The organism is Paenibacillus sp. PvR098 (assembly GCF_017833255.1).
Classification (GTDB): domain Bacteria; phylum Bacillota; class Bacilli; order Paenibacillales; family NBRC-103111; genus Paenibacillus_G.
This window is the reverse complement of the sequence record NZ_JAFIBU010000001.1, coordinates 2,037,388-2,061,139: the sequence shown is the minus strand read 5'-3', so window position 1 is coordinate 2,061,139 and position 23,752 is coordinate 2,037,388. Positions and strand designations below refer to the sequence as shown.

Below are 23,752 nucleotides of genomic sequence, written 5' to 3'. Positions count from 1 at the left end.
AGTTTAAAAAAGGAGAAAATAAAGTATGGAACATAAGCAATTACATGGGAAGATTGTAAGTGCAACCAAATGGTCATTAATTACTGAAGTAATTGCAAAAATTATTGTGCCCTTAACAAACATTATATTGGCTAGAATCCTTGCACCAGAAGCATTTGGTGTTATTGCAACTATAACAATGATTATTAGTTTTGCAGACATGTTTACGGACGCTGGATTTCAGAAATATTTAGTGCAACACCAATTTAAGAATGAGAAAGATAAGCAAAGAAGTGCAAATGTTGCATTTTGGACAAATTTTACTATCTCTATATTCTTTTGGATTTTAATCATATTTTTTAATGAACAAGTTGCCACAATGGTAGGAAACCCCGGTCTAGGAATAGTTATTATTGTAGCCTGTATTCAATTACCTTTAACCTCTTTCTCCAGTATTCAAATGGCTCTTTTTAGGCGCGATTTTGATTTTAAAACACTTTTTTTTGTTCGAATTATTGGTATTTTGATTCCTTTTGTAATCACGATACCTTTAGCACTTTTAGGCTTAAGTTACTGGTCATTAATCATAGGTATGATATGTATGCAGCTATTTAATGCGGTAATTTTAACAGTTAAGTCAAAATGGAAGCCAAAGTTTTTTTATGATTTTAAAACTCTAAAAGAAATGCTATCATTTAGTGTTTGGTCATTAATTGAGGCAATTTCAATATGGTTAACTGCATGGATTGATTCATTTATTATAGGTTATTTCTTGAATGAATACTACTTAGGAATTTATAAAACATCTACGATAATGGTCAACTCATTATTAGCAATAGTAACAGCCACTGCTGTACCCATTCTTTTTTCGGCATTATCACGACTGCAAAATAATAATAATGAATTTGTAAGTATGTATTTCAAATTTCAGAGACTTGTTTCAATGTTGATTTTCCCTTTAGGTATTGGAGTTTTTTTATATAGTGATCTGGCTACTCAACTATTATTGGGTAAACAATGGATTGAAGCCAGTGATGTTATAGGAATTTGGGCTTTAACAAGTGCAATAATGATAGTTTTTGGTCATTTTTGTAGTGAAGTATATCGTGCAAAAGGACAGCCTAAATTATCTTTTATGGCACAAATCTTACATCTTGTAGTGTTAGTTCCGACCTGTATTGTAGCAGCAAAATATGGGTTTTTGCCTCTAGTTTATTCTAGATCTTTGATAAGGTTACAGGCTGTTATAGTTCATTTAGCAATAATGAAAACTGCTATGAAAATATCAGTATTTAGGACATTTAAAAATGTCCTCCCTACTATGATCGCTGCTATTATTATGGGGGCCTGCGGATTTGTTTTTAAAGCCGTAAGTGAGAATGTGGTATGGAGTGTAATGTCTATTATTATATGTATATTTATTTATTTTTGGGTTTTATTCCTATTTCCAAAAATGAGGGGAGAAATATTTATTCTAAAAACCGAAATGCTCCCAAATAGATTTTTGAAAAGTAGAATTTAATATAAAAAATAAAATTATTTGTTGCAAATTTATGAGTTAAAGTGAGGGGCTAAAAATGTACAAAATTGCCGTTGCAGGGACAGGATATGTCGGTTTAGTAGCCGGCGTTTGTTTTGCTGAAGTTGGTCATCAAGTAACCTGTGTTGATATTAATGAGGAAAAAGTTAAGGTAATGAAGGCTGGTATATCACCGATTTATGAAACCGGGTTGGAAGAACTGATGCAAAAGAATTATATCGCAGGAAGAATTGATTATACAACAGATTATAAGTTTGCTTACAAGAATGCAGATGCGATCTTTATTGGGGTGGGTACTCCAGAGCAACTAGATGGTTCTGCAAATCTATCATATATTGCAACAGTTGCGAGACAGATTGCTGAATCAGTAGAGAAGGATTGTCTAGTAGTTGTAAAATCGACTGTTCCAGTTGGGACAAATGATAGAGTAGATCAGTTTATACAGGACTTTTTAGTGAATGATGTAAAAGTAGAAGTAGCTTCGAATCCAGAGTTCTTGGCCCAAGGATCTGCAGTTCATGATACGCTACATGCTGAAAGAATTATTATCGGGACAGAAAGTAAATGGGCTGAAGAGATGCTTATGAAGATATATGAGCCATTTAATTTACCGATTGTTTCAGTTAATCGACGTTCTGCAGAAATGATAAAATATGCATCTAATGACTTCCTTGCCCTTAAGATATCTTATATGAATGATATTGCCAATCTTTGTGAATTGGTTGGCGCTGATATTCAGGATGTTGCAAAAGGTATGAGTTTTGATGAACGAATCGGCAGTAAGTTTTTAAATGCTGGTATTGGCTTCGGGGGCTCATGTTTCCCTAAAGATACAAAAGCACTTGAATACATTGCAAGACAACATGGATATGAACTTAAGACTGTAAAAGCAGCTATTGATGTTAATAAAGAACAAAAGACGATGCTATATAAAAAGGCATGTAAGCGATTAATCACTTTTAGTGGCCTTAATGTAGCTGTTCTTGGATTAACATTTAAACCAGGAACAGATGATTTAAGGGAAGCAGCATCTATTGAAAATGTACCTTTATTATTAGAACGTGGTGCAGATATTTATGCGTATGATCCTGTTGGGGCAAATAATTTTGCCAAGGTCCATCCAGAAGGGAAGCATGGCTTTGGTAGTATTACGTATGTTTCGAATGTAGAAGATGCTTTAAAAGATGCAAATGTCTGCTTTATTTTTACTGAATGGGGGGAAATTAAAGCTATTACACCCGATACTTATAAAAAACTGATGAGAACTCCATTGGTTTATGACGGTAGAAATATATATCCGGTGGAAGAAATGCAGACAGCAGGGGTTGAGTATCACTCAATTGGAAGAAAGTCTGCAACTAGAGATGTAGCGAAGGAGTCGAGAAAACTTGAATTACATGCCGTTAGAAACGAATAAAATGTATTTAATTTCCGGGGCTGCAGGTTTTATTGGATTTTTTTTATCAAAAAGGCTGTTAGAACAAGGCTGCCGGGTAATTGGCATTGATAATATTAATGAGTATTATGATGTAAACCTTAAACAGGCTCGTCTGAAGATGCTTGAACCATTTGAGCGCTTTACTTTTATTAAAGGTGATATTTCAGATAAAGATATGGTTATGAAGATTTTTGAAGAGTATAAGCCAAATGTGGTGGTGAATTTAGCTGCCCAGGCTGGTGTAAGGTATTCGATAGAGAATCCAGACGTCTACATTCAAAGTAATATAATTGGCTTTTACAACATTCTTGAGGCCTGTAGACACAATCCAGTAGATCATCTTGTTTATGCCTCTTCTAGTTCCGTTTATGGAGCGAATAAAAAAGTACCATTTGAAGAAACGGATTTTGTTGATAATCCAGTTTCACTTTATGCATCGACAAAAAAGTCCAATGAATTAATGGCTCATACTTACAGCCATCTTTATAAGATTCCATCAACAGGACTTCGATTCTTTACTGTTTACGGCCCTATGGGTAGACCAGATATGGCTTACTTTGGATTTACAGATAAGTATTTTAATGGTGAGCCAATTAAAATCTTCAATAATGGTGATTTTGAAAATGACCTTTATCGTGACTTTACTTATATAGATGACATTGTTGAGGGGATTGAGCGTCTTTTAAGCAATCCACCTGAAGGTGAAGTTCAACATAAAGTCTATAACATCGGAAATAATAGTCCTGAAAAGTTGATGGTGTTTATAGAAACGCTTGAGAAAGCACTAAGTAATGCATTAGGTAGAGAAGTTCAATTTGAGAAAATCTTCGAGCCAATCAAACCTGGAGATGTACCGGCTACTTACGCTTCAACTGATTTGTTACAACAAGCCGTTGAATTTAAACCAGAAACTTCAATCGAAGAAGGATTGCAAAAGTTTGCTGATTGGTATGTAGATTATTATAAAATGAAATCACTAGCGTTGCATTAATGTTCTCTGAATTTCCACAATCTTCTGTTTTATTGGCGTCTTTGCATGAAAAAATCCATTACAATGGAATTGTCAGGTAGTACCTGTCCATAATCCACCGAAAAGGATTCAACTCATGGACAAGGATACCCTATTTTCTTCATTTGGTAAATGGATTTCTCCAATTTGTGCGAAGACGTTCAATGAACGCGTCGCACAAGAGGGACAAGACAAGTACGTAAAGAAACTAACGAGTTATGCTTACTTGAAGTTATTCCTGCATGCACAAATTCAACAACGAGATGGGTTACGCGAGATTGCAGACGACGTGCTGTCTAAAGGCTTGCAACAAGAGCTCGGTATTCAATCGATATCCGCTTCTCAGTTGAGTCGTAAGCACAAACAAGTCGATTCTGCTTTGCTGGAACAGGTGTTTATGGATATGGTGGCACAGATTCGCCAAAGCACTGCTCCCACTTCCTTGCGAAAAGACTTTCGAATCATCGATTCCACTACCATTGGGCTTTGTCTACAGAAGTATAAATGGGCGGAGTTTCGCAAAACCAAGGCGGGTATAAAACTTCACTTTCGGCTGGCATACATAGACGATGAAACGGTTATGCCGGAGAAGGTGGTCCTGACTCCAGCCAAGAAAAACGATCGGAGTCAGTTGGATCACTTAGTCGATGAAGTCGGACTGACTTATGTGTACGATCGCGGTTATATCGACTATGCAAAGCCGGTTTTCACAGACTCATTTTATGTGACCGACTTCTCCAACAAGCAGAAGTCGGTCACCTTCCTTTATTAATCCAAATAGGAGGCCGGCTGCTATGACCATCCTGATCACCGGCGGTGCCGGTTACATTGGAAGCCATACGTGCGTGGAGCTGTTAAATGCAGGCTATGACATCGTTGTGGTAGACAACCTTTCCAACAGCAAGCTGGAATCGTTAAACAGGATCCGTGAGATCACCGGAAAAGCATTAAGTTTCTATCCGACAGATATCTTGAATGAAGAGAGTTTAACGAAAGTTTTCGCTGAACATCATATCGAAGCCGTCATTCATTTTGCGGGATTGAAAGCCGTGGGGGAATCTGTACAGATTCCCCTACGTTATTATCATAACAATATTGCGGGTACCCTTGTTCTTTGCGACGTCATGCAGAAATTCGGCGTGAAGAGGATGGTGTTCAGCTCCTCCGCTACGGTATATGGGTTGCCGGAGCGGGTGCCGATCTTGGAGGATTTTTTATTGATGGCGACCAATCCATATGGACGGACGAAGCTGATGATTGAAGAAATTCTTCGGGACGTTTACATGGCCGATCAGGGATGGAGCATTGCGCTGCTGAGATATTTTAATCCGGTCGGCGCCCACGAAAGCGGACGGATCGGTGAAGATCCGAACGGCATTCCCAATAACCTTATGCCGTATATTACACAGGTGGCGGTTGGCAAATTGCCGGAATTGCAGGTATTCGGTAGCGATTATCTGACTCCGGATGGAACGGGAGTCAGGGATTACATTCATGTTGTCGACTTGGCTCTCGGCCATGTCAAAGCTTTGGAGAAGATCACAAGCGCAACCGGAGTGGATGCCTATAATCTCGGCACGGGAAAGGGTTATAGCGTATTGGAAATGGTGCAAGCCTTCGAAAAAGCATCAGGCCGAAGGGTTCCGTATAAACTTGTAGACCGCAGACCTGGTGACGTGGCAATCTGTTACGCGGATACGTCCAAGGCCGAAAGGGTATTGGGCTGGGCGGCCAGGAGAGGTGTCGAAGAAATGTGCGCTGACGCATGGCGCTGGCAAATAATGAATCCGAGCGGTTACGAAGCGTTGGAAAAGCAGCTGAAATGAACCGTCATTATACGATTAACTTAACAAATGATGTAGGTGAATGTATTGCAAACGAAACCGGTCAATCGCAGCAGATTTTTCTGGACGCACGTCCTTCCGCTTCTTGTTTGGATGGCGGTTATTTTTCTTTTCTCTTCTCAGTCCTACGAGAAGCAAGACCTGAGACCTTTGCTTCACAATCAGCTGCCTGAGCAGCTGATCGTGAAGCATTTGTCTGATGTTCGACTGTACTATGGAGGCAGCGAGGTTAGCATTCGTGCCAAGGGAGTTCCTTCATTTGTTGAATTTTTCATCCGAAAATCGGCGCATCTGTTTATATATATGGTTCTTGGTTTTCTGACCCTTCGATTAGCTGCGGTATTCGTTGAACGAAAGCTTTGGTTGTTAGCGGTATACTCATTATTGTTTTGCAGCCTGTATGCGGTGCTGGACGAATTGCACCAGATGATCACTCCACACCGCACCTCCATGCTAACGGATGTGCTGCTGGATACCTGCGGTGCGGGTATAGGGATTTTGATCTATGTGGTATTTACACGAATCAGGCACAAATACGGAAAAGGGGCTTAGTGATGAAACCATTCGACGGCTATACCCGTTCGCTCAAAAAATTGCTGCGGTATATTCTGCAGGTGGCTTCGTTTGAGCAGCTCGATGAAATGGAACGGATACTGGCCCAATATATTCAAATTCGCAGGGAGCAGTTAAAACAGAATATAAATAAGAAAATGATATAAAAAGATACAATTCGTGATAAGTTGTCATTCTTTTGTAAATCTTTAAATATCAGCTCTATTATGACAGCCTGCTTCCGATGTCCCCAACCTTCCCATTCAATATCATGGCATCCTGCCCCTTTCACTCCTCCATTGGGTTCAATTTGTGAAACAAAAAGCATGTCTAAATTTTCAGAGAGTAGAAAAAGTAGTGTTTTGTAATTTTAGATACGTTATGTATCTACCAGAGTGCAAAAATTGATAAGGGTAAACCTAATGAAATTTAGGGACGAAAAGCTAAAGGGGCTAAGAAAACTACTTTATGCTAGCAAGCTGCCACATCCGAAATCTTTAGGTGGAATCCTCTTAGGGATGCAAGATCATGGCAGCACCTGATCTTTATTTGTTGCCTGATTGAGGGGATGCTCGTTGGTTTAATCAATATGGACACCAATCGTATCATAACTGTTGCCGCCTTACTTTTGGGTCATATTGGGGATCACAGGGAAACTCGCTGAAGCCGGTATAAATAAAGAAGGCTATAATTCCAAGCCGTCATCATTTCATGAATAACAAGGTTCCGCTCACGGCCTTATTTTACCATGACCGCAATATAGCCTTCAGCCGATCCTCGTGGTAATCCGCTTTGCTCTTAAGCTTTTGCTTCAATTGTTCATCCAAGCAGCTGTGGTAAAGCAGGAGGTTGTAATTCCACCAGAGCTTATGCCAGATATACTTTATATTTGCCTTCAGTTTCAAGCGTATAACCCCCGATTTATCGCATGTTATGATTTTATCATAAGTTCCTTATTAAGCACAAAACGCGCACCCTTATTAATGCCCGCCAAAAAATCAAAAAAACTACAGCGGAATAACTATTCAACGAAGGTTTTCAACCTCTGTTTGTCGAAGTAATGGGTACCAGTTTTCAATGAAGAGGTGTCTCTTTAAGCGTCCTAAAAATCGAATCGTCCTTGAATGTTTTGTATAAAACCTTAAACGCTATGCTCTTACTTTTTTACGAATCAAAAAAGCACCCCGACATGGGTGCTGCGAAATTTCATTATTCCCCGTTCTTCTCTACTGCACCGCACGGCGTACCGCTTCTATTTCCTCCCGAGTGAACTTGGAGAAAGCGATCCGTTTTAACTCCTGCTTGATCTCTTGCGTGATCCCTCCGCTTACCATTCCTTGAAGGTGTTTGATCTCAGAAGCTGAGAAGCGGCTCATGGCGAATTTGATGGCGTCTTCTTTACTTTTGAAGGCCAATTTATTGCTTTGGGCAGTTCCTGCCTGGGATTTATTTTTCTGAGTCGATTGTGAAGCTGGAGTTGGGGAAGCAGCAGCTACGGTACTGGATCCCTCAGGTGCTTGCGTTGATGTTTCCGTCTTCTCTGCTGGACTCTTTGGACTAGTACTTGGATCAGCTGGTGTTATGGTGTTGTCCTGAACTGGAGAGCTTAGTATGGAATCCGAGAGGGCAATATTAGAAAAATCTTCGTTGGCCAGCATGTTAGAAATGCTCTTCGCCGCTAGATTCATAGTATATTTGTAACCGGCATATCCCGCACCTGCTAGAACGGTGACCGCGATAAGTGATACATAAATCTTTTTCTTCATGGTTCCCTCCTTAATCCAATACTGTCATCCATTTTACCACTTTTTACAGGATATTACACCCTATTTCGTAATTAGAATCCGATAAGTATTATCTTCAACGAATACTACGATAGGCGAACATGGCATATACATAAACATGGTTTGTTTACAAATAGGTTTAGTCCAAGCGTAACCATTAAGCTGCGACGGAAGTAAAACCATGGTTCATTGCGAATCATTTTAGTATCGGCCTTATCTCACATTTTCCCATAAATGGAGGGTATGTGTATGGATATTAAAAGAACCGCAAAGTACGTGTGGCATAAGTTTTGGTATGGATATCACCGCGTCCTTTATGACAGTTGTATGGATCCGCATATGAAGCAGCAGTTTTTGAACAGGATTGTTTATCACAAGGGCATTCTTTCACATGACATTCGCTAGAATAATAAAATGTGTACCAATGAAAAGATCTTCCATCCATAAGGGTTGAAGATCTTGTTTTCTTGTGTCCGGCATTCAATGATATCCATATACTATACTGATAATACTTGTTCCTTATGTATTGGTAGCCTTTAGGTTATCTTCTGAAGAAGGTTCTATATATTTTAGCATCCGATTCTGCAGTGCTGAATAATCAACAAGGGAATGTAGATCGACCTTGTTTAATTGATGGTATTTATAGAACAATTGCCCTTTTATGCGCTTGATATCTCTATCTACTTTGTCGATGCAGGGACCTAGATTGGAATTGTATATGATCAAATGTTCGATATTTTCTCGAACTTTGTTTAATAGTATGAATTCACGTAATAACTCCGCGGCATTCATTGAAGATAGTTCAGGCAGCATGTTTCAATGCCTCCCCTTGTTAAATAGTCTATAAGTAGTATAACACTAATTATATATAGTTCTATAGACCTAAAGTATATTTTAAAAAAGAACCATAAAAATGCATTGACTGCCAAGGTGCTATCATTATGAATTCTTTTATATCTACCGACAACCTTCGAGTTACTTTTTAGTAGAAAACTGGTAAAGTAACCTTCGGAGATATAAATACTGGAGGTATACTGAGTTGAGCTACTTAAAGTGGTCCTTCATTGCACTATTGTTCATGGCTAATGTCGGAGTGATTGTTTCGGGGAAAAAGCACTTTGAGAATAAAGCTGCGGCGGCTGGCGGCTACGAGCAAACTAATACAGTGAGTGTTAAACAGGCGGTTTATGAAGATCCTTCAAACAGGGTGGTTGAAAGATGACTAATAAAATTGAAATTGACGTTCAGAAAATACTTGTATCCTTAAATTTGGGTACAAGATTGCCTTACCTGGTAGTGGGAGAACCTATAAATCATCTTGTAGAATCGGACCTGAAGTCTTCCCCGCCGCAGAGCCTCCGCAAATCTTGATCGCTTCTTTGATGAACATGCCTACATAGCTTTTCTAAGAGAAAATAAAAGAGTGCACCCATCAGGTGCACTCTTTGGACAATTCTGTTTTTAAAAAATGAAGAAATTGAATCGCATTATCGTTGGACAAAATCTCCCCTTCATGGGAAAAAGAAAACCTTTCTAGTATTTCCTTTTCCGGGAGATGTAAGCACCCCACTAATTCCTGTATATCCTGATCCACTATTTTTTGCATGTTTCCAACCCCTTCCACGTTAATCCACATCAATCGAACGTAGGCCACTTTTCGGCAGCTGGCTGGCGTTTTGAAGCGAATAGCCCAAATTAGCCCCTATAGCTTTGCGTCACCATTTTTCAATGGCTTTGCCACTTATCATTTGACGATGGTGGTTGTATGAATATCATAACATTAATTTACATTTTGCGACAACAAGTATTTGATATCATGTTTATGTTTAAGTTATCCGCGAGTAATTTTCTAATGTTTTCTTTATCTAACATCATAAGATGAGAACTTCTGGTATAGTTTAGTTAAATAATCTGTTGATCATTAAACTCATGAGTGAAAGGCGGTGTCTTTTATGCCATACGTCCACTTTATTGAAATCTGGACTCCGCTCAAATGGATTGGCATCAAACTCTTTAAAGATGATGAAGGTAAGACTTGGATTAAATACTGGGGCTTCAAGCGTCGACGCATAGTCAAATCATAATCGCCCTCCTCGATCATTTCTCAGCTTATCCAATGAAGTGTGCCCACCGGTAGCTTGAAATCACAGATCAAACCTCAAAACTACATTACTCTATGTTATACCCATTGAAGCCTTCCACGGTGTACGATTTGCATCTAATGATAGGATTCGTAGCTGAGTTAGAACTTCAATGGGTAGACCCATCATTTTTGATACGAAATGTGTCATTCATTGTGAGTGGAGACATTTCTTATAAAACACCGCTATCAATGTAATTTTAAGCAATTCATTACGCATTTTCAAGCTAAAATATGTATTCATGTATTGAAAGTTTCGACTAAATTAGCTAAAATAATGTTACAATCTGTATCCAAATAGGAAGGTAGATGTAACATGCCGCCAAGACTTATGAAAAAAGTACCAAAGGAAAGAAAGATGACATTAGTCGAAGCCCCAGAGAAGATTACTTACCCGATATTACAGAAGCATAATATGGATTTGAGTCCATTTTATGAAGGAGCGGATAACGGGATTGATCTTGTGTGCGGCTCCTGTCATTTGGTATTGAATAAAAATGTTAGAATTGTTTCTCTTCCCATTCTGGCGATCTATCAATGTCCTCAATGCGCACAATTAAACACCTTGTAGGTCTTACTCATCTTTGGTTAACGTAAAATGCTCGACTGCCTCATACATCGGAGTCCGATGAAGATGACTTTGGTACAATACCACCTGTTGAACTCGCCATGCAAGTGGAGAAGCGGTGTGTTTTAAGGAACCGGTTATGATGGGGTCTAATTGAAATGCAGATTTGCCGTTATATTTTCTGGCAACGGTAATATGAGGGCTGTAACGGCGATGCTCTCGTTCGAAACCTGCCTCGGCCGCGGCGTGCTCGACGTTAGATTGCAAAGCGGACAGGCGCGTCAAGTCACCGCCCACCCCTGCCCACAGAATGCTGGGTGAAGCGGGACGACCGAATGCTCCCCAACTTTCCAACTGCAGGTCAAAAGCAGTGAAGCTTCCGATCATATCGGACAAGCTTTGCACGATTAGGCGGTGAGTGGCTTGGGAGGTGGCCCCCAAAAATTTCAATGTGACATGCAAATCTTGGGGATGAACCCATTTCTGAAAGGAATATCGCTCCTTCATGGACTCCATGTCTTCCTTCAACACAGAGCGTATTTCCTCAGGAATTGGGATGGCCACAAATAATCTCGGTTCGGTCATAGGAATGCACCTCTTTTTTGTCGATTTGTACAACTTTATAGCCTTAGGCTTTGCAAAGTAGGGCAATCTGATGAATCCTGTAAACAAATACTTGATGAAGCGTGACGAACTTTGCTATCATAGCCTATATCCTATGAAAAAGCGAAGGTGTGAAACCAGTGAATAAGCGCGCATACAATTTCAATGCGGGACCGGCGGCGCTGCCTTTGGAAGTGCTCCAGAAGGCGCAAGAAGAATTAGTGGAATACCAGGGAATCGGTATGTCCATTATGGAAATTTCTCACCGCAGCTCTCAGTACGAACAGTTAAATGCTGAAACTCAAAGCTTGCTCAAGGAACTGTTCGCTATCCCGGACGGCTATAAGGTGTTGTTCATGCAGGGCGGAGCGAGCACCCAGTTTGCTACGATTCCGATGAATTTCTTGAAGGCCGGTCAAGTGGGCGGCTACGTTCATACCGGATCTTGGGCAGATAAAGCGATCAAGGAAGCGAAGCTGTTCGGCGAAACGAAGATCGTAGCCACCTCGGAAGCGGACAAGTATACCCGTATTCCAGACGTAAGCCAGTTAGCATTGGAGTCCAACACGGCCTACCTGCACATCACTTCGAATGAAACGATCGAGGGAACGCAGTATCAGCAATATCCGGATACTGGAAGTGTTCCGCTCATCGGAGATATGTCCAGCGATATTTTGTGTCGTCCTGTAGATATTTCCAAATTCGCCATGATTTATGCAGGGGCTCAAAAAAATCTGGGTCCATCCGGCGTAACGGTTGTCATTCTGAGAGAGGACATGCTTCAGGATGCGCCGAAGAATATTCCGACTATGCTGCGGTATGACACCCATGTGAAGAATGATTCCTTGTACAACACACCTCCTGTATACTCGGTATACATGGTCAATCTGGTGCTCAAGTGGATCAAGGAAAACGGCGGGCTGACGGCTATGGAGAAGCGCAATCGGGAGAAGACGGACCTGATCTACAAAGCGATTGACGGTAGCGGCGGTTTCTACCACGGCGTCGTTGATCCAGGAAGCCGCTCCATCATGAACATCACCTTCCGCCTGAAGGACGAGGAGCTGGAAAAGCAGTTCATTAAGGAATCGGAGCAGCACGGCTTCGTAGGCTTAAAGGGACACCGCAGCGTCGGCGGTCTTCGTGCCTCGACTTACAATGCCGTTCCTTATGAGGCTTGTAAGGCATTAGTCGAATTTATGGCTGATTTTCAGCAGCGCAACGGATAAGAACAAAATCACCCAAAGATGCCGGAGAATAGGTTTTCCGGCATCTTTTTTTATCATCTGTATGATACGTACTGTGTCAATAATCGTCCGAGATACGTGTGGATATAATGGAACAATCACGTTTGCAGGGACATGGTCCTTAATATCTGTAAATATTTCTTGAAATTCGCAATAAAAGATGGAAAAACTGCAGGTTTTGTGATACACTCTGTATCGTATAGATGAGCCGCATACGGAGGAGAACATGATGTTGGGGAATGGAAAACGGTTGTGGAAGCGTGTCGTGATGATGTCTGCTCTATTAGGTATGGTAACAGCTAACGAAGCAAGCGCAAAGGTAACATTAAGTGATTTGAATGATTCCTATGCCCAAACGGAAATCATTCAGCTGGTAGAAGCGGGGATCATCAGCGGTTATGAAGATGGAACCTTCCGGCCTGCCCAAGCCATAACCCGCGCGGATCTTGCCAAAATCCTGGTTCTTTCATTACAAATTGCCGAGGAGCCGGAGGCGGCTGCGGCATTTGAAGATGTGCCGGAGGATGCATGGTATAGAGGCTGCGTTGGGGCATTGGTAAAGTCGGGGATTACCGCAGGGACTTCATCGTCCACCTTCTCTCCGAATGATACGGTGACAAGAGAGCAATTGGCCGTTTTTTTCATACGTGCGTATGGATTGGAAGAGCAGGCCGTCAAGGCCGCGCTGGAAATCCCCTTTACGGATGGTGAGCAGGTGTCCGTTTGGGCGAGACCTTATGTAGCTCTAGCCTATCAAATGGGCTTTATCCAGGGCATCGCTAATGTAGACGGGACGTTGAGCTTTGCACCTGGGGAAAGCGCTCAAAGACAAGCGCTGGCCAGTCTGGCCTATCAATTCAATTTCAATCGAGATCAATATAGAGAGGCAGCAAACCGAATTGTGAATGAGCATGCCGGTACTGCCGAACCGGGGCAGGCTCCAGGAGCTGAACCATCCGTGCCGGAAAAGAATCAGACACCTGATGCGGGAGGACCTCAGCCATCGCCGGGTGCAGGGGGAGGTGGAGGTGGAGGTGGAGGTGGCGGAGCTCCGGCACCCGTAACCGAAGCGCGGCCGACCCAAGAGTTTCAAGCGGCGATCGATGCTATTCAGTCGTTGCCTTCCGCGGACCAATTAACTCTGCAGCATAAGCAGGCGGTAACAGAGGCGCGGGGCAAGGTAGATGCGGCAAAAGCCAAAGGCGCAGCCGATTCGGATATCACCAACCTGAACCTTTTGATCGCTGCGGAGAACAAAATCTCCGAGCTGGAAGCTGTGCCATCACCTACACCCGAATCCGGACCGTGGATTCAATCCGCATCCGCGATGATTGGCGGACAGAGTATTGCCGCCGAGGTGGGGGAAGACCATGTTATTTCATTTACGATACCGGGTGCAATGGATGACACGCTTCGATTAACCGGCTTTAACATTCAGGCCTCCCCTGAGGTTCAAACCATCTTCGTTACTGCGATGGGGATGACGAAGAGTGTTGTCTTCAATCATGGTACAGCTCATATGTCGGTTAGCGACCTTCTGGGAGGATTGGATGCACAGGGTGACGGCGTTATGATCCGCACACTAAGATCATTCGCGGAGGGAGGGACGATGAGTATTCAGGCTACGATCACTCTTCAATCCGGAGAGACGACACAAGCTAGGCTCGTTTTAAATCCGTAATGATTCAATTGTAAACAGGCGTGAAATTTCAAGAAGAGAGTGGAGGAATGGTGCTTGTATTCGATGCATACTAGAACTGTGCGTTATTATGTAACCATACTTTTAATGGTTTCGATGTTATTTTCATTATTCAGTGCAGGAACGGCAAATGCTGCGGAGCCTGTCAATCCCGGTTCGAATGCGGGAGCTGCTGCCAGTACTCCGCCTCCATTCAAGGATATAGCCGATTCTTATGCTGTGGAGGAAATTGAAGCTTTAGTTAACGCGGGAATCCTGGGGGGTTACGAAGACGGAACCTTCCAACCCCGCGAGGCGATGACTCGTGCGCAGCTTGCCAAGGTTTTGGTCCTTGCCTTAGGGCTGGAAGAAGACGCGGCTGCAGCCAGTCCGTTCACTGATGTACCCGCCCATTCCTGGTTTGAAGGATATGTCGGAGCGCTGTTACAAACAGGCATTACGGACGGCACGTCACCAACCACTTTCTCTCCGGACAGTCCCGTGACGAGAGAGCAGTTAGCTGTATTTTTTGTCCGAGCGATGAAGCTGGAAGAACTGGCATTGAAGCTGACCCCGGATGCTGCTTTATCCGATTTCGGGCAAATCTCCGATTGGGCGAAGGCTCATGTTTCACTGGCATTCAAAATCGGGTTCCTTCAGGGGATCGACAATGGGGACGGAACGCTGCGGTTTAGCCCGCAGGGTGCTGCCGACAGGCAGGCTCTGGCCCGGTTGGCCTATGAATTTAAATTTAATCAAACGGTGTACAGTAACAAAGCGAATCAGCTTACTTCCACACAGGGACAATTACTGGATGCGGCTATCCAAGCCGCCAATGAGGCCATCGAAGCGCTTCCTGCCCTCAATTCATTGAAGCTAAGTGATAAAGCGGCCGTGGAAGCGGCAAGGTCCAAGGTGGAGGACGCGCGGAAATTAGGGGCGGCGGATAAGGATTTTTCGAATCTCTCCAAGCTCGCGAATGCCGAGAAAAAAATAGCAGAATTGAGTAAAGGCGGCGGCTTGTTTAGTGGAGGCGGCGGTGGAGGCGGCGGGGGCGGCCCGGTTGTCGGCGATACCCGGGAGATGTGCTCTATAGAGGCCGGTACGCATACGGGCCGCATCAAGGTTTGCTCTGGCGTCACGGTATTTGGACCGGAGCAGGGGCTTGCTGTCATTCAGGGTACGTTGGTCATTGACCCGGGTTCTGCCGGGGAGCTGGAGCTTCGCAATATCCAAGCGGACAATGTCGAGGTGCTGTCCGGGGCCGAGAACTCGATTGTATTTTCGGCGAATGTTACGATAACCAATTTGTTCATCAATACAAGCAATCAAAATAATCAGGTCAGAGTGGTCACATCGGCTACCACCGTGATCACTCGAACCGAGGTATCGTCCCAGGCGATTTTGGAGTCGCAAGCAGGCTCATTCGGGAATATCGATGTCGTTGGAGCTGCCGCCAATAGGGATGTGGAGCTTCGGGGGACGATAAGCGGAACCGTGACGGTCACGGCTGTGAGCTCTACCTTGGTGGTTGCACCCAATGCGACCGTTGCCCAAGTGAACGTGGCGACAAGCGTCTCCGTTGAATCCAGCGGAACAGTGACTCAATTGGCTGTAACCGCGGCTGCATCCAATAGTACGGTCAATTTGTCAGGCTCGTTTACGACGACGACGGTAAGCGTGGCAGCATCGGGATCGACATTAAACGTAGGTCAAAATACAACGGTGTCGCAGGTTCAGGTAACGGCTGCAGCAACGATTAGCTCTAACGGAACGGTAAATCAGGTTGGGATCACATCGGCCGTAGCTGTCAGCCTGTCGGGCTCTTTTACGACAACGACCGTAAACGTTGCAGCAACAGGCTCCACACTAACTGTAGGCCAAAACACGACGGTTTCTACCGTAGTCATAGCCCAAACCGTTACCAATATGACAATCGTTGCGAACGGGAGCATTACAACGGTAGAAACCACTGCCACCGTCACCATTGAATTGACGGGTAGTACCGTTAATCAAGTAAGGGATAGCTCTAAGCAGGCAGCGCTCCGTGCTATCAACGCTTTGCCTGCCGTGATTACTCATCATGACAGAGAGGCAGTGGAAGCCGCCGGAAGAAAAGTGAACGGTGCCAAACTGCTAGGAGCCACTTTCACCGATGGTGAATTGAGCAAACTGAATAACGCAAAAAATAAGCTGGAAGAGATTAAGAGTGAAGCGATTCAGGGGGCGGTCGCTGCGATTGCGGCGCTGCCTCCAACCGTTAAATTGGGCGATAAACCGGCCGTTCTGGCTGCTCGGGCCAAGGTAGAAGAAGCGATAGCAAAAGGCGCGACTGCTGCGGATATTACGAACCTGAGTGTATTGACAGCGGCTGAGACTAAACTTCAAGATACGATGCCGCCGGCAATCACTTCGGCATCCGCGACAATTGCAGGTATACCGGCGGAGGCAGTGATCGGCTCCAATAATGCAATGACCTTCACCTTATCCGCTTCTTTGCAGAATACGGCAATGGTCACCGGATTTACAATCCATGCTTCGGCGGATGCGGATCAATTAACGGTTAGCGAGCTTGGAATAACCAGAACGATTCAATTTACGAACGGCACTGCACACGCGTTGGTGAGCGAATTGCTGGGACTAACATTGGATCCTCAAGGAGACGGCGTATCCGTCGGCAAGCTAAGAGAGGAGCTTGCAGCTCGAGGGGGCAGCATTACCCTATCCGGCACATTAACCGATCATATCGGCAATCCATCCAACGTCACATTCACGATCACCCGGGAGACGGATACCACTCCTCCTACGGTGTCGTCGGCGGAAGCCATCATCAATGGCAGCATCCATCCTGCAGTCATTTCTAACGGGAATACCATAACCTTTACATTAAGCAAATCCTTGAACAATACCGATATGTTCACGGTCTTGCAGGTTGAAGCATCTAACGATGCCAAGCAGCTAACGATTGCTGAAGCCGGGATAACCCGAACGATCGGCTTTGTTAACGGAGAAGCTCACGCGCAGGTCAGCCAATTGCTCGGAATCGCATTGGATCCTCAAGGAGACGGCGTATCTGTCGGCAAGCTAAGAGAGCTGCTTGCACAGCAGGGTGGCAGCATTACCGTGTCCGGCACATTAACCGACCATAGCGGCAATCCTACGGCCGTTACCTTGACGATTATCAAGGAGAATATCGGGCCTGTAGTATTCGGCGCGCTGGCCACTATTGACAGCCTGATGATTCCGGCCATTCCGGCCGACAGCTCCGCCCATAATTCCTTTACCATCAGATTAGGTGGAACTTTGGCTGATTCGGCGATGTTCACAAATTTAATGATTCACGCTTCTGAAGATGCCGTCGAGTTAACGGGCGAGGAATTCGGCATTCGCAAAACGGTTCAGTTCACTAACGGGACAGCCGATATGACGGTCAGCAGCTTCCTCGGGAGTGCCGTAGACCGTCAAGGAGACGGAGTCTCTGTCGGCAAATTGAGAGGTATGGTCGGGACAGGAAGTTTGACCTTTACCGGGACAATATCCGGTAACGGAACATCCAACCCGGTCACAATCACGATTATAGTAGAGTAAACTGACCTGCTCAGCCTGCTGCAAGGCTTGCATGCATAAGATAAGAGCACCGACCTCCATGGCCGGTGCTCTTATCGTATTTACGCCAAAGATTCTTTAGCGGTAGGTTCTATCAATTTGTATCCGACGTTGCGAATGGTTACAATATATTCGGGGCAGCGCGCCTGATGTTCGATTTTGTCGCGCAGATGGCTGATGTGAACATCGACGATGCGGGTATCTCCCAGGAAATGATAGTCCCAGACGCCATGAAGCAGCTGCTGCCGGCTGAGTACTTTGCCGCGGTGCTTGCACAGGAAGAGGAGCAGGTCGAATTCCTTGGGCGTGAGCTCAATGGCTTCATCTCTTACTTTGACTTCGCGCTGCTCCGGCACGATTTCGATTTCTCCAATGGTGACCGGTGTATCTTCTTCGACAGATGGAAGCAATTGAGCGCGGCGTAAGATGGCCTGGATTCGTGAGATCAGCTCCTGTGGACTGAAGGGCTTCGTCATGTAATCATCCGCACCATTGTCCAGTCCGGCAATTTTGTCAGTAAGATCATGCATGGCGGTTAGCATAATTATGGGAACCAGGTTATTTTGGCTGCGCAGCTGGCGGCAGACTTGGATGCCGTCCATCTTGGGAAGCATCAGATCAAGTACAATCAGGTCAGGACGATAATCTCTAATCACGCTGAGTACGGATTCGCCGTCATAGACGCAATGAACATCATAGCCTACGAGCTTTAAGTTAAATTCAATGAGCATCGAAATCGAAGGTTCGTCGTCAACGACAAGAATTTTTTTCTTCAACATTCGAGATTCTCCTTTTTGTTTTACGCTTGATAATTGTATTATCTCAGTGCAAGATCATCCTCAGATTAAGAAAGTGTAAAATAAATGTTAAAATTAACAACAATTTTGTAGTATAATGGTTGACGATGAAAGAGGGGTAGACAAAGAATGGCATTTCATATCGTGTTGGTCGAACCAGAAATTCCGGCAAACACCGGCAATATATCCAGAACTTGCGCTGCAACGGGAACCTGGCTGCATCTGGTTAGGCCGCTAGGCTTCAATACGGATGACAAAACGTTAAAACGGGCTGGGCTCGATTACTGGCACGCAGTGAACATTGAGTATCATGATTCGTTTCAAGAAGTGAAGGATAAATATCGAGGGTCCCGCTTTTTCATGGCCACGACAAAAGCGGAGAAGCTATATACGGATATTTCATTCCAGGATGGAGATTTTTTGGTATTCGGTAAGGAAACGAAAGGCTTGTCTCCGGAAATCCTGGCAGAGCACCCGGATACGCTGATGCGGATGCCGATGACGGAAGCGGTTCGTTCGCTTAACTTATCCAATGCCGCTGCTATCATTTTGTATGAAGGACTTCGGCAAACCGGATTTCAAGGCTTGAAATGAACGCGATGAAGGAGGGTACTATCATGAATCATGTCAAAAAAAACGTACCGCAAGCGGATTTCGCCATTATTGGGGGATCCAGCATGTTTTCCATACAATTTCCTGAGGATTTGAACCGGCCGGATATCGAAATGATCGAAACGGGTTTGGTATTCGAAACGCCTTACGGCGAGAGTCCTGAATTCAAGCTGTTCCGACAGGGCGACAAAACCGTCTTGAATGTGCGCATGCACGGATGGCGGCCGAATGTGGTGGCGCGCGGCGTGGCATCTCAACAGGTATTTTGGGTATTTCAGCAGGCCGGAGTGAAGAAAATATTCGCCGAAGGCGGGGTAGGAAGCATCAACCACCTTCTAGAACTGCGTGATTTGGTCATACCGAACGATTACATCGATAATTCCATGCGGAAGGATGTAGGTCTCGGAGGACCCTACCTGCTGGTGATGCGCGAATCGATCTGTCCGACTCAGGCGAAGGCTTTAACTCAATCTGCAAGGGATAAAGTAAAGGAGACGTTCGATGAGGAACGTCCTCGTCATGTGTTTGACCGGGGTATCTATGTGAATACGGACGGACGCCACTTTGAGAGCCCGGCCGAGGTTCAGATGTTCCGGAACTGGCATGGGGATATCGTAGGACAGAGTATTTGCCCGGAGGTGTATCTCGCACGAGAAATCGGTGCCTGTTATGCGGGGATATACATGGTCGTGAATTATGCGGAAGGGATTATTAAGGATTGGGAGCACAAGGATTTGTCCAATATTTTCTACGGGGAATCCCATCGGATCGGCCACATTCTACTGGATGCATTGGCGCAGGTGAGTACGGAGCAATCCAAATGTAACTGCCGCGAGCTTCGTAAAGCCACGCTCCTTAAGGAAATCAATCCCATGAACTGACGGAGGTCGGAAGGGATTTACACATATTTGTCGAACTATATAAATATTACGGGAAGTTTGTCTAGAAGTGAGGTGAGTTGATGATGAAGCCGGCAGGCGTTGTTAGAAAAGTTGATCAGTTGGGTAGAATCGTGCTGCCAAAATCGTTGCGCAAGCGGTACCAAATGAATGAGGGAGATCCTGTAGAGATCTTGGTTAGCGGAGATCATATTATATTGGAGAGATTCCGTCCGCGATGTGTTTTTTGCGGATCCATGGAACAGGTGAATGACTTTAGAGAGAGGCATGTATGTGCCGAGTGTTTGGGTGAAATGCAATTATTGAAGCAAAATGAAGAATAGAAAAAGAGCATCTCTTCCGTGGGAAATCACGGGGGCGTGATGCTCTTTTTCTTTCGTGTCCATTTACGCAGTTCTTTTTTGTTATTTGTTAATATCTGAATCGTGACCATTCGTTCAATTAATCCTTCATCATTCGGATAATAGTGCAAGCAGCTGGTTATAAACTGAACGGCCTCCTCATAATATCCCATGCCGCAGCAATAATCTGCTGCCCATAAGGCCAAATGTTCCCAACCCTGCACGAATTTTTCCCTTAAAGAAAGAGAGAAGGTATCGAAGCAGCCCGGCAGGATATGATGGGCTGCACGCTGAAGCAGCAGCTTGCAGATGGCGTACTTCTGTAAGGGATCCTTCTCTTCCAGACCCCGTTTCATTTCTTCCAAAACATCCTCCAAATCGCATCCGACCGCGTAATTGAAGAACACCGAATCTCTATCAATCGTTAAGCAGGGCGGTTCATCAGGCAGCGGTTCCAATAATTTCGCGAAATGATTTAAATAAACCCTGAGGTTGCTAAGCGCTTTTTTTGCATCCATATCCGGGAAAAGCGCATCGCATAGCTCTTCTCTTGTTGCGGTTTTGTGAAATGCCAAGTAAATTAATAAATTTTTGGCATAACGTGTGTTCCATCCTTCTCGAATCGTCCGACCGTTCATTCTGATTTCGAATCCGCCTATGCACTGGATGGTTATTTTATTCTTACCGAAGAGTTGATTATACCCCTCAATGATAAGCTGCTCCAGGAGTGCTTTAGTAAACAAACGCATATCGCTATTGACGTTCTTTGGCTTTAGAATAAATTGGCTGATCCACTCTCCGGTGTATACCGGCTGATCCACAAAAATCATATTCGATGAGTCCGGTACGATTAAGAACGTAGAATTAGGGATAAAAGCATTATAAAAACTTGTGAAAGCAGGCGGAAACAGCGGGTCTAATTCGCCTGATAAGACTAAAGTCGGCTTATAATTCTGTCGCAATTTTTCAATCTTGAACTGAAGAGCGATGTCCGAATGATTTAAATACATAGCAACAGGGAGTCGTGCATACGATTGAATGATCCGCTTCGAAATATGCTCTTCATTATGTTTCACGGTTAACCGCTGGATCATGAATTGTCCCAGCATCTCCAATGTTTGTTCTTTGGCCATTTCTTCCCGTAACTCTTTTTCATTGATTAATGAAGGCAGCGGCAAAAATATCTGAGGTGAAATCAATACCAGACAATCGACAAGCCTTTCATGCATATGGGCAAAATGAACAGCGATGTTTGCACCGAAAGAATGACCGACGATCACCATATCCTCAAGACCTAACGTGTGAACCAAAATAAATAAATCATCACAAAGTAGTTCTAAAGTATCAGATCCGCTGCTATTTTCACTTTCTCCATGACCTCTCAAATCATAAAGCAGCACGGAGAAATTTTGCCTTAGAAACGGGATAAGATTGTAAAAATAGGTACTATTAAGGCCGATCCCATGAATAAATACAATGGTTTTTGCAGATATCCCTGCTGATTCGTAATATTCATAATGAGTTTGAACTTCGCCAGTTTGTATATAGCTCATGAAATGAAGTCCTCCGTAATTCTAAGAATTAGTCTTTAAGAACTAGGACTGTATAGATTATAGTAAACTTTTAAGAAAAAAGGAAAGAATTGAACAAATGTACAGTGAATAAGCAGAGATTTGTAACCATTTTGTAACGCCCGGTCTAGTAATATAAGCAGAAGAAGGAATAACTGATTTGCGACTCGTCGGAGGAGATAGGTTAGGCTACGAAATACAAGGAAGAAACGGAGTGTTGAACATCGTGTCGGAATCGAAAGAAATCATCAACATGGATGTTGCCAAAATATTAGATCAAATGGGGATTAGCAAAGTGAAATTCAAACTGACAGATCAAGTGACACAGGACGGGTTGGCTAGGGACCATTCAAATCCCATACATGTATTTTCGTTGAATAAAGTGTCGAAGCTTGGGAACGTTCACAAACCGGGAGATATGGAGCATTTGTAGGGTGACGGCTATCTTTGGGTTAGTCATCTATGTAATATTATGATACAATACGTATCATAAGTCAAATGATAGAGGGCTATTGCCTATGCGAAAGATATAAAAAAGTAGTATCAACCCGTCTGATTACAGGCCGATACTACTTTTTAATGATCATAGTCCCTTTGTTTTATCATCATTATAGGATGCCGTAAGTATCGCGGTGATGAACATCAAGAAGATAAGATTCATAATCCAGAACGTGGCTGACATGATAATGCACCTCCCATTGCATATTATACCCAACGGTACAAGAAAAGAAAACTTATAAATGTGTGAACATATTTCCTGTATAAAAAGGAAGCTGAGATCATGATCGAGATGCATACGCATATTCTGCCCGGAATCGACGACGGCGCGAAAGATGAACAAGAAGCCATCCTCATGGCGCACGCCGCTGTGGAAGAAGGAATTAGCGTAATCATAGCGACCCCGCACCATGCCAATGGAAGATTTATTAATCCCGGCAATGAGATTAAGAACCGTGTTCATGCCTTTAATATGATGCTCAAGCAGAACCGGATTTCTTTGAAGGTGCTCCCGGGGCAAGAGGTTCGGATTCATCAAGGTTTATTAGAAGATCTTGAACAAGGAAACACAATCCTTCTATCCGAGTCGAATTATCTTTTGTTAGAGCTGCCGTCAAGCCGTATCCCCTCCTACACGGAGGAGATGATTCATGAATTGAGAGTGCTGGGGATTACCCCTATTATCGCCCATCCGGAACGAAACGCGGAGTTGGCAGCATCTCCGTCCATTCTGATGCGGTTATTGGATCGGGGAGCCTTGACGCAGCTGACCTCGCATTCCGTGGATGGATTATTCGGGCGTAAGCTTCAAAAGCTAAGCCTGGAATGGTGCAGGCAGGGAATGGTTCATTTGATTTCATCCGATGCGCATAATGTAGACGGCAGACCCTTCGGACTGAGCAAAGCCTATTCTGTTATCTCTTCTCAAGTGAACGATACCGTGATGGCGGAGCTCAAAGACAATTCGGAACGATTAATAAACCAATTAGAGATTCGAACGTTAAGTCCTGTATTGCTTAGCAAGAAGTGGTGGAAAATATGGTGAC

Annotated in this window: 23 protein-coding genes and 2 riboswitches; of the genes, 17 read left to right on the top strand and 6 right to left on the bottom strand. The window is 44.0% G+C overall.

Going from position 1 to position 23,752, the window contains the following annotated elements:
- The first annotated feature begins 25 nt into the window (after window positions 1-25).
- The 7 genes from JOE45_RS10265 to JOE45_RS10235 all read left to right on the top strand — a co-directional run bounded on the left by JOE45_RS10265 (window position 26) and on the right by JOE45_RS10235 (window position 6,529).
- On the top strand, window positions 26-1,501 hold the full coding sequence (locus JOE45_RS10265) for a lipopolysaccharide biosynthesis protein (RefSeq protein ID WP_210020291.1): 1,476 nt from the start codon (window positions 26-28) through the stop codon (window positions 1,499-1,501).
- Window positions 1,502-1,556: 55 nt separating this feature from the next.
- Window positions 1,557-2,936, top strand: a complete 1,380-nt coding sequence (locus JOE45_RS10260; RefSeq protein WP_210020292.1) for a UDP-glucose dehydrogenase family protein — start codon at window positions 1,557-1,559, stop codon at window positions 2,934-2,936.
- On the top strand, window positions 2,917-3,948 hold the full coding sequence (locus JOE45_RS10255) for an NAD-dependent epimerase/dehydratase family protein (RefSeq protein ID WP_245247273.1): 1,032 nt from the start codon (window positions 2,917-2,919) through the stop codon (window positions 3,946-3,948). The genes JOE45_RS10260 and JOE45_RS10255 overlap by 20 nt, the downstream gene beginning before the upstream one ends.
- A 115-nt stretch (window positions 3,949-4,063) precedes the next feature.
- Window positions 4,064-4,738, top strand: coding sequence for a DUF4372 domain-containing protein (locus tag JOE45_RS10250; RefSeq protein ID WP_210020293.1), 675 nt, complete (start codon window positions 4,064-4,066; stop codon window positions 4,736-4,738).
- A gap of 22 nt (window positions 4,739-4,760) precedes the next feature.
- Window positions 4,761-5,792 (top strand): UDP-glucose 4-epimerase GalE, encoded by a 1,032-nt coding sequence (gene galE / locus JOE45_RS10245; protein WP_210020294.1) that lies wholly within the window; start codon window positions 4,761-4,763, stop codon window positions 5,790-5,792.
- A 45-nt stretch (window positions 5,793-5,837) separates the two neighbouring features.
- Window positions 5,838-6,362, top strand: coding sequence for a VanZ family protein (locus tag JOE45_RS10240; protein WP_210020295.1), 525 nt, complete (start codon window positions 5,838-5,840; stop codon window positions 6,360-6,362).
- A 2-nt stretch (window positions 6,363-6,364) separates the two neighbouring features.
- Window positions 6,365-6,529 (top strand): hypothetical protein, encoded by a 165-nt coding sequence (locus tag JOE45_RS10235; RefSeq protein ID WP_210020296.1) that lies wholly within the window; start codon window positions 6,365-6,367, stop codon window positions 6,527-6,529.
- 235 nt (window positions 6,530-6,764) lie between these two features.
- A riboswitch (cyclic di-GMP riboswitch) is annotated at window positions 6,765-6,849 on the top strand.
- A 256-nt stretch (window positions 6,850-7,105) separates the two neighbouring features.
- Here JOE45_RS10235 and JOE45_RS10230 read toward each other — a convergent pair.
- Both JOE45_RS10230 and JOE45_RS10225 read right to left on the bottom strand, forming a co-directional pair.
- On the bottom strand, window positions 7,106-7,267 hold the full coding sequence (locus JOE45_RS10230; RefSeq protein WP_210020297.1) for a hypothetical protein: 162 nt from the start codon (window positions 7,265-7,267) through the stop codon (window positions 7,106-7,108).
- Between the two features lie 321 nt (window positions 7,268-7,588).
- Complete coding sequence (locus JOE45_RS10225; RefSeq protein WP_210020298.1) at window positions 7,589-8,128, bottom strand: RodZ family helix-turn-helix domain-containing protein; 540 nt, start codon at window positions 8,126-8,128, stop codon at window positions 7,589-7,591.
- A 1,057-nt stretch (window positions 8,129-9,185) separates the two neighbouring features.
- On the opposite strand from JOE45_RS10225, the gene JOE45_RS10220 reads away from it, so the two are divergent.
- Window positions 9,186-9,368: a hypothetical protein gene (locus JOE45_RS10220; protein ID WP_210020299.1), complete on the top strand. Its 183-nt coding sequence runs from the start codon at window positions 9,186-9,188 to the stop codon at window positions 9,366-9,368.
- Between the two features lie 210 nt (window positions 9,369-9,578).
- Here the strand turns inward: JOE45_RS10220 and JOE45_RS10215 are convergent, their stop codons facing one another.
- Entirely contained in the window at window positions 9,579-9,752 is a 174-nt protein-coding gene (locus tag JOE45_RS10215) for a hypothetical protein (protein WP_210020300.1), read from the bottom strand.
- Between the two features lie 50 nt (window positions 9,753-9,802).
- Window positions 9,803-9,895, bottom strand: a riboswitch (cyclic di-GMP riboswitch).
- 707 nt (window positions 9,896-10,602) lie between these two features.
- Here JOE45_RS10215 and JOE45_RS10210 point away from each other — a divergent pair.
- Entirely contained in the window at window positions 10,603-10,857 is a 255-nt protein-coding gene (locus JOE45_RS10210; RefSeq protein WP_210020301.1) for a hypothetical protein, read from the top strand.
- 3 nt (window positions 10,858-10,860) lie between these two features.
- On the opposite strand, the gene thpR is transcribed toward JOE45_RS10210, so the two are convergent.
- Window positions 10,861-11,439: an RNA 2',3'-cyclic phosphodiesterase gene (gene thpR / locus JOE45_RS10205; RefSeq protein ID WP_210020302.1), complete on the bottom strand. Its 579-nt coding sequence runs from the start codon at window positions 11,437-11,439 to the stop codon at window positions 10,861-10,863.
- A 158-nt stretch (window positions 11,440-11,597) separates the two neighbouring features.
- Here thpR and serC point away from each other — a divergent pair, with 158 nt between their 5' ends.
- The 3 genes from serC to JOE45_RS10190 all read left to right on the top strand — a co-directional run bounded on the left by serC (window position 11,598) and on the right by JOE45_RS10190 (window position 17,970).
- Window positions 11,598-12,686, top strand: a complete 1,089-nt coding sequence (gene serC, locus JOE45_RS10200) for a 3-phosphoserine/phosphohydroxythreonine transaminase (RefSeq protein ID WP_210020303.1) — start codon at window positions 11,598-11,600, stop codon at window positions 12,684-12,686.
- 244 nt (window positions 12,687-12,930) lie between these two features.
- A complete protein-coding gene (locus tag JOE45_RS10195; RefSeq protein ID WP_210020304.1) occupies window positions 12,931-14,385 on the top strand; it encodes an S-layer homology domain-containing protein in 1,455 nt (484 codons plus the stop codon).
- A gap of 63 nt (window positions 14,386-14,448) precedes the next feature.
- A complete protein-coding gene (locus JOE45_RS10190; RefSeq protein ID WP_210020305.1) occupies window positions 14,449-17,970 on the top strand; it encodes an S-layer homology domain-containing protein in 3,522 nt (1,173 codons plus the stop codon).
- An 80-nt stretch (window positions 17,971-18,050) separates the two neighbouring features.
- Here JOE45_RS10190 and JOE45_RS10185 read toward each other — a convergent pair whose 3' ends face one another.
- Window positions 18,051-18,767 carry a response regulator transcription factor gene (locus JOE45_RS10185; RefSeq protein WP_280873789.1) on the bottom strand — a complete coding sequence of 239 codons (717 nt, stop codon included), beginning with the start codon at window positions 18,765-18,767 and terminating at the stop codon, window positions 18,051-18,053.
- A gap of 147 nt (window positions 18,768-18,914) precedes the next feature.
- Between JOE45_RS10185 and trmL the strand changes: the two genes are divergently transcribed.
- From trmL to JOE45_RS10170, 3 genes are all read left to right on the top strand, one after another.
- A complete protein-coding gene (gene trmL, locus JOE45_RS10180; protein WP_210020306.1) occupies window positions 18,915-19,379 on the top strand; it encodes a tRNA (uridine(34)/cytosine(34)/5-carboxymethylaminomethyluridine(34)-2'-O)-methyltransferase TrmL in 465 nt (154 codons plus the stop codon).
- A gap of 23 nt (window positions 19,380-19,402) precedes the next feature.
- Entirely contained in the window at window positions 19,403-20,278 is an 876-nt protein-coding gene (locus JOE45_RS10175; RefSeq protein WP_210020307.1) for an MTAP family purine nucleoside phosphorylase, read from the top strand.
- A gap of 83 nt (window positions 20,279-20,361) precedes the next feature.
- Window positions 20,362-20,619, top strand: coding sequence for an AbrB/MazE/SpoVT family DNA-binding domain-containing protein (locus JOE45_RS10170; protein ID WP_210023338.1), 258 nt, complete (start codon window positions 20,362-20,364; stop codon window positions 20,617-20,619).
- A gap of 26 nt (window positions 20,620-20,645) precedes the next feature.
- Here the strand turns inward: JOE45_RS10170 and JOE45_RS10165 are convergent, their stop codons facing one another.
- A complete protein-coding gene (locus JOE45_RS10165; RefSeq protein WP_210020308.1) occupies window positions 20,646-22,190 on the bottom strand; it encodes an alpha/beta fold hydrolase in 1,545 nt (514 codons plus the stop codon).
- A gap of 232 nt (window positions 22,191-22,422) precedes the next feature.
- Between JOE45_RS10165 and JOE45_RS10160 the strand changes: the two genes are divergently transcribed.
- Both JOE45_RS10160 and JOE45_RS10155 read left to right on the top strand, forming a co-directional pair.
- A complete protein-coding gene (locus tag JOE45_RS10160; RefSeq protein WP_210020309.1) occupies window positions 22,423-22,641 on the top strand; it encodes a hypothetical protein in 219 nt (72 codons plus the stop codon).
- A gap of 348 nt (window positions 22,642-22,989) precedes the next feature.
- Complete coding sequence (locus JOE45_RS10155) at window positions 22,990-23,751, top strand: tyrosine-protein phosphatase (protein ID WP_210020310.1); 762 nt, start codon at window positions 22,990-22,992, stop codon at window positions 23,749-23,751.
- Window position 23,752: the final 1 nt, after the last annotated feature.

Coding starts and splice junctions, on each gene's coding strand:
- JOE45_RS10255 (WP_245247273.1), top strand. CDS start 2,917: ATGCCGTTAGAAACGAATAAAATGTATTTAATTTCCGGGGCTGCAGGT.
- JOE45_RS10260 (WP_210020292.1), top strand. CDS start 1,557: ATGTACAAAATTGCCGTTGCAGGGACAGGATATGTCGGTTTAGTAGCC.
- JOE45_RS10195 (WP_210020304.1), top strand. CDS start 12,931: ATGATGTTGGGGAATGGAAAACGGTTGTGGAAGCGTGTCGTGATGATG.
- JOE45_RS10190 (WP_210020305.1), top strand. CDS start 14,449: ATGCATACTAGAACTGTGCGTTATTATGTAACCATACTTTTAATGGTT.
- thpR (WP_210020302.1), bottom strand. CDS start 11,439: ATGACCGAACCGAGATTATTTGTGGCCATCCCAATTCCTGAGGAAATA.
- JOE45_RS10215 (WP_210020300.1), bottom strand. CDS start 9,752: ATGCAAAAAATAGTGGATCAGGATATACAGGAATTAGTGGGGTGCTTA.
- JOE45_RS10185 (WP_280873789.1), bottom strand. CDS start 18,767: ATGTTGAAGAAAAAAATTCTTGTCGTTGACGACGAACCTTCGATTTCG.
- JOE45_RS10170 (WP_210023338.1), top strand. CDS start 20,362: ATGAAGCCGGCAGGCGTTGTTAGAAAAGTTGATCAGTTGGGTAGAATC.
- trmL (WP_210020306.1), top strand. CDS start 18,915: ATGGCATTTCATATCGTGTTGGTCGAACCAGAAATTCCGGCAAACACC.
- galE (WP_210020294.1), top strand. CDS start 4,761: ATGACCATCCTGATCACCGGCGGTGCCGGTTACATTGGAAGCCATACG.
- JOE45_RS10210 (WP_210020301.1), top strand. CDS start 10,603: ATGCCGCCAAGACTTATGAAAAAAGTACCAAAGGAAAGAAAGATGACA.
- JOE45_RS10265 (WP_210020291.1), top strand. CDS start 26: ATGGAACATAAGCAATTACATGGGAAGATTGTAAGTGCAACCAAATGG.
- JOE45_RS10225 (WP_210020298.1), bottom strand. CDS start 8,128: ATGAAGAAAAAGATTTATGTATCACTTATCGCGGTCACCGTTCTAGCA.
- JOE45_RS10155 (WP_210020310.1), top strand. CDS start 22,990: ATGATCGAGATGCATACGCATATTCTGCCCGGAATCGACGACGGCGCG.
- JOE45_RS10165 (WP_210020308.1), bottom strand. CDS start 22,190: ATGAGCTATATACAAACTGGCGAAGTTCAAACTCATTATGAATATTAC.
- JOE45_RS10175 (WP_210020307.1), top strand. CDS start 19,403: ATGAATCATGTCAAAAAAAACGTACCGCAAGCGGATTTCGCCATTATT.
- JOE45_RS10235 (WP_210020296.1), top strand. CDS start 6,365: ATGAAACCATTCGACGGCTATACCCGTTCGCTCAAAAAATTGCTGCGG.
- JOE45_RS10250 (WP_210020293.1), top strand. CDS start 4,064: ATGGACAAGGATACCCTATTTTCTTCATTTGGTAAATGGATTTCTCCA.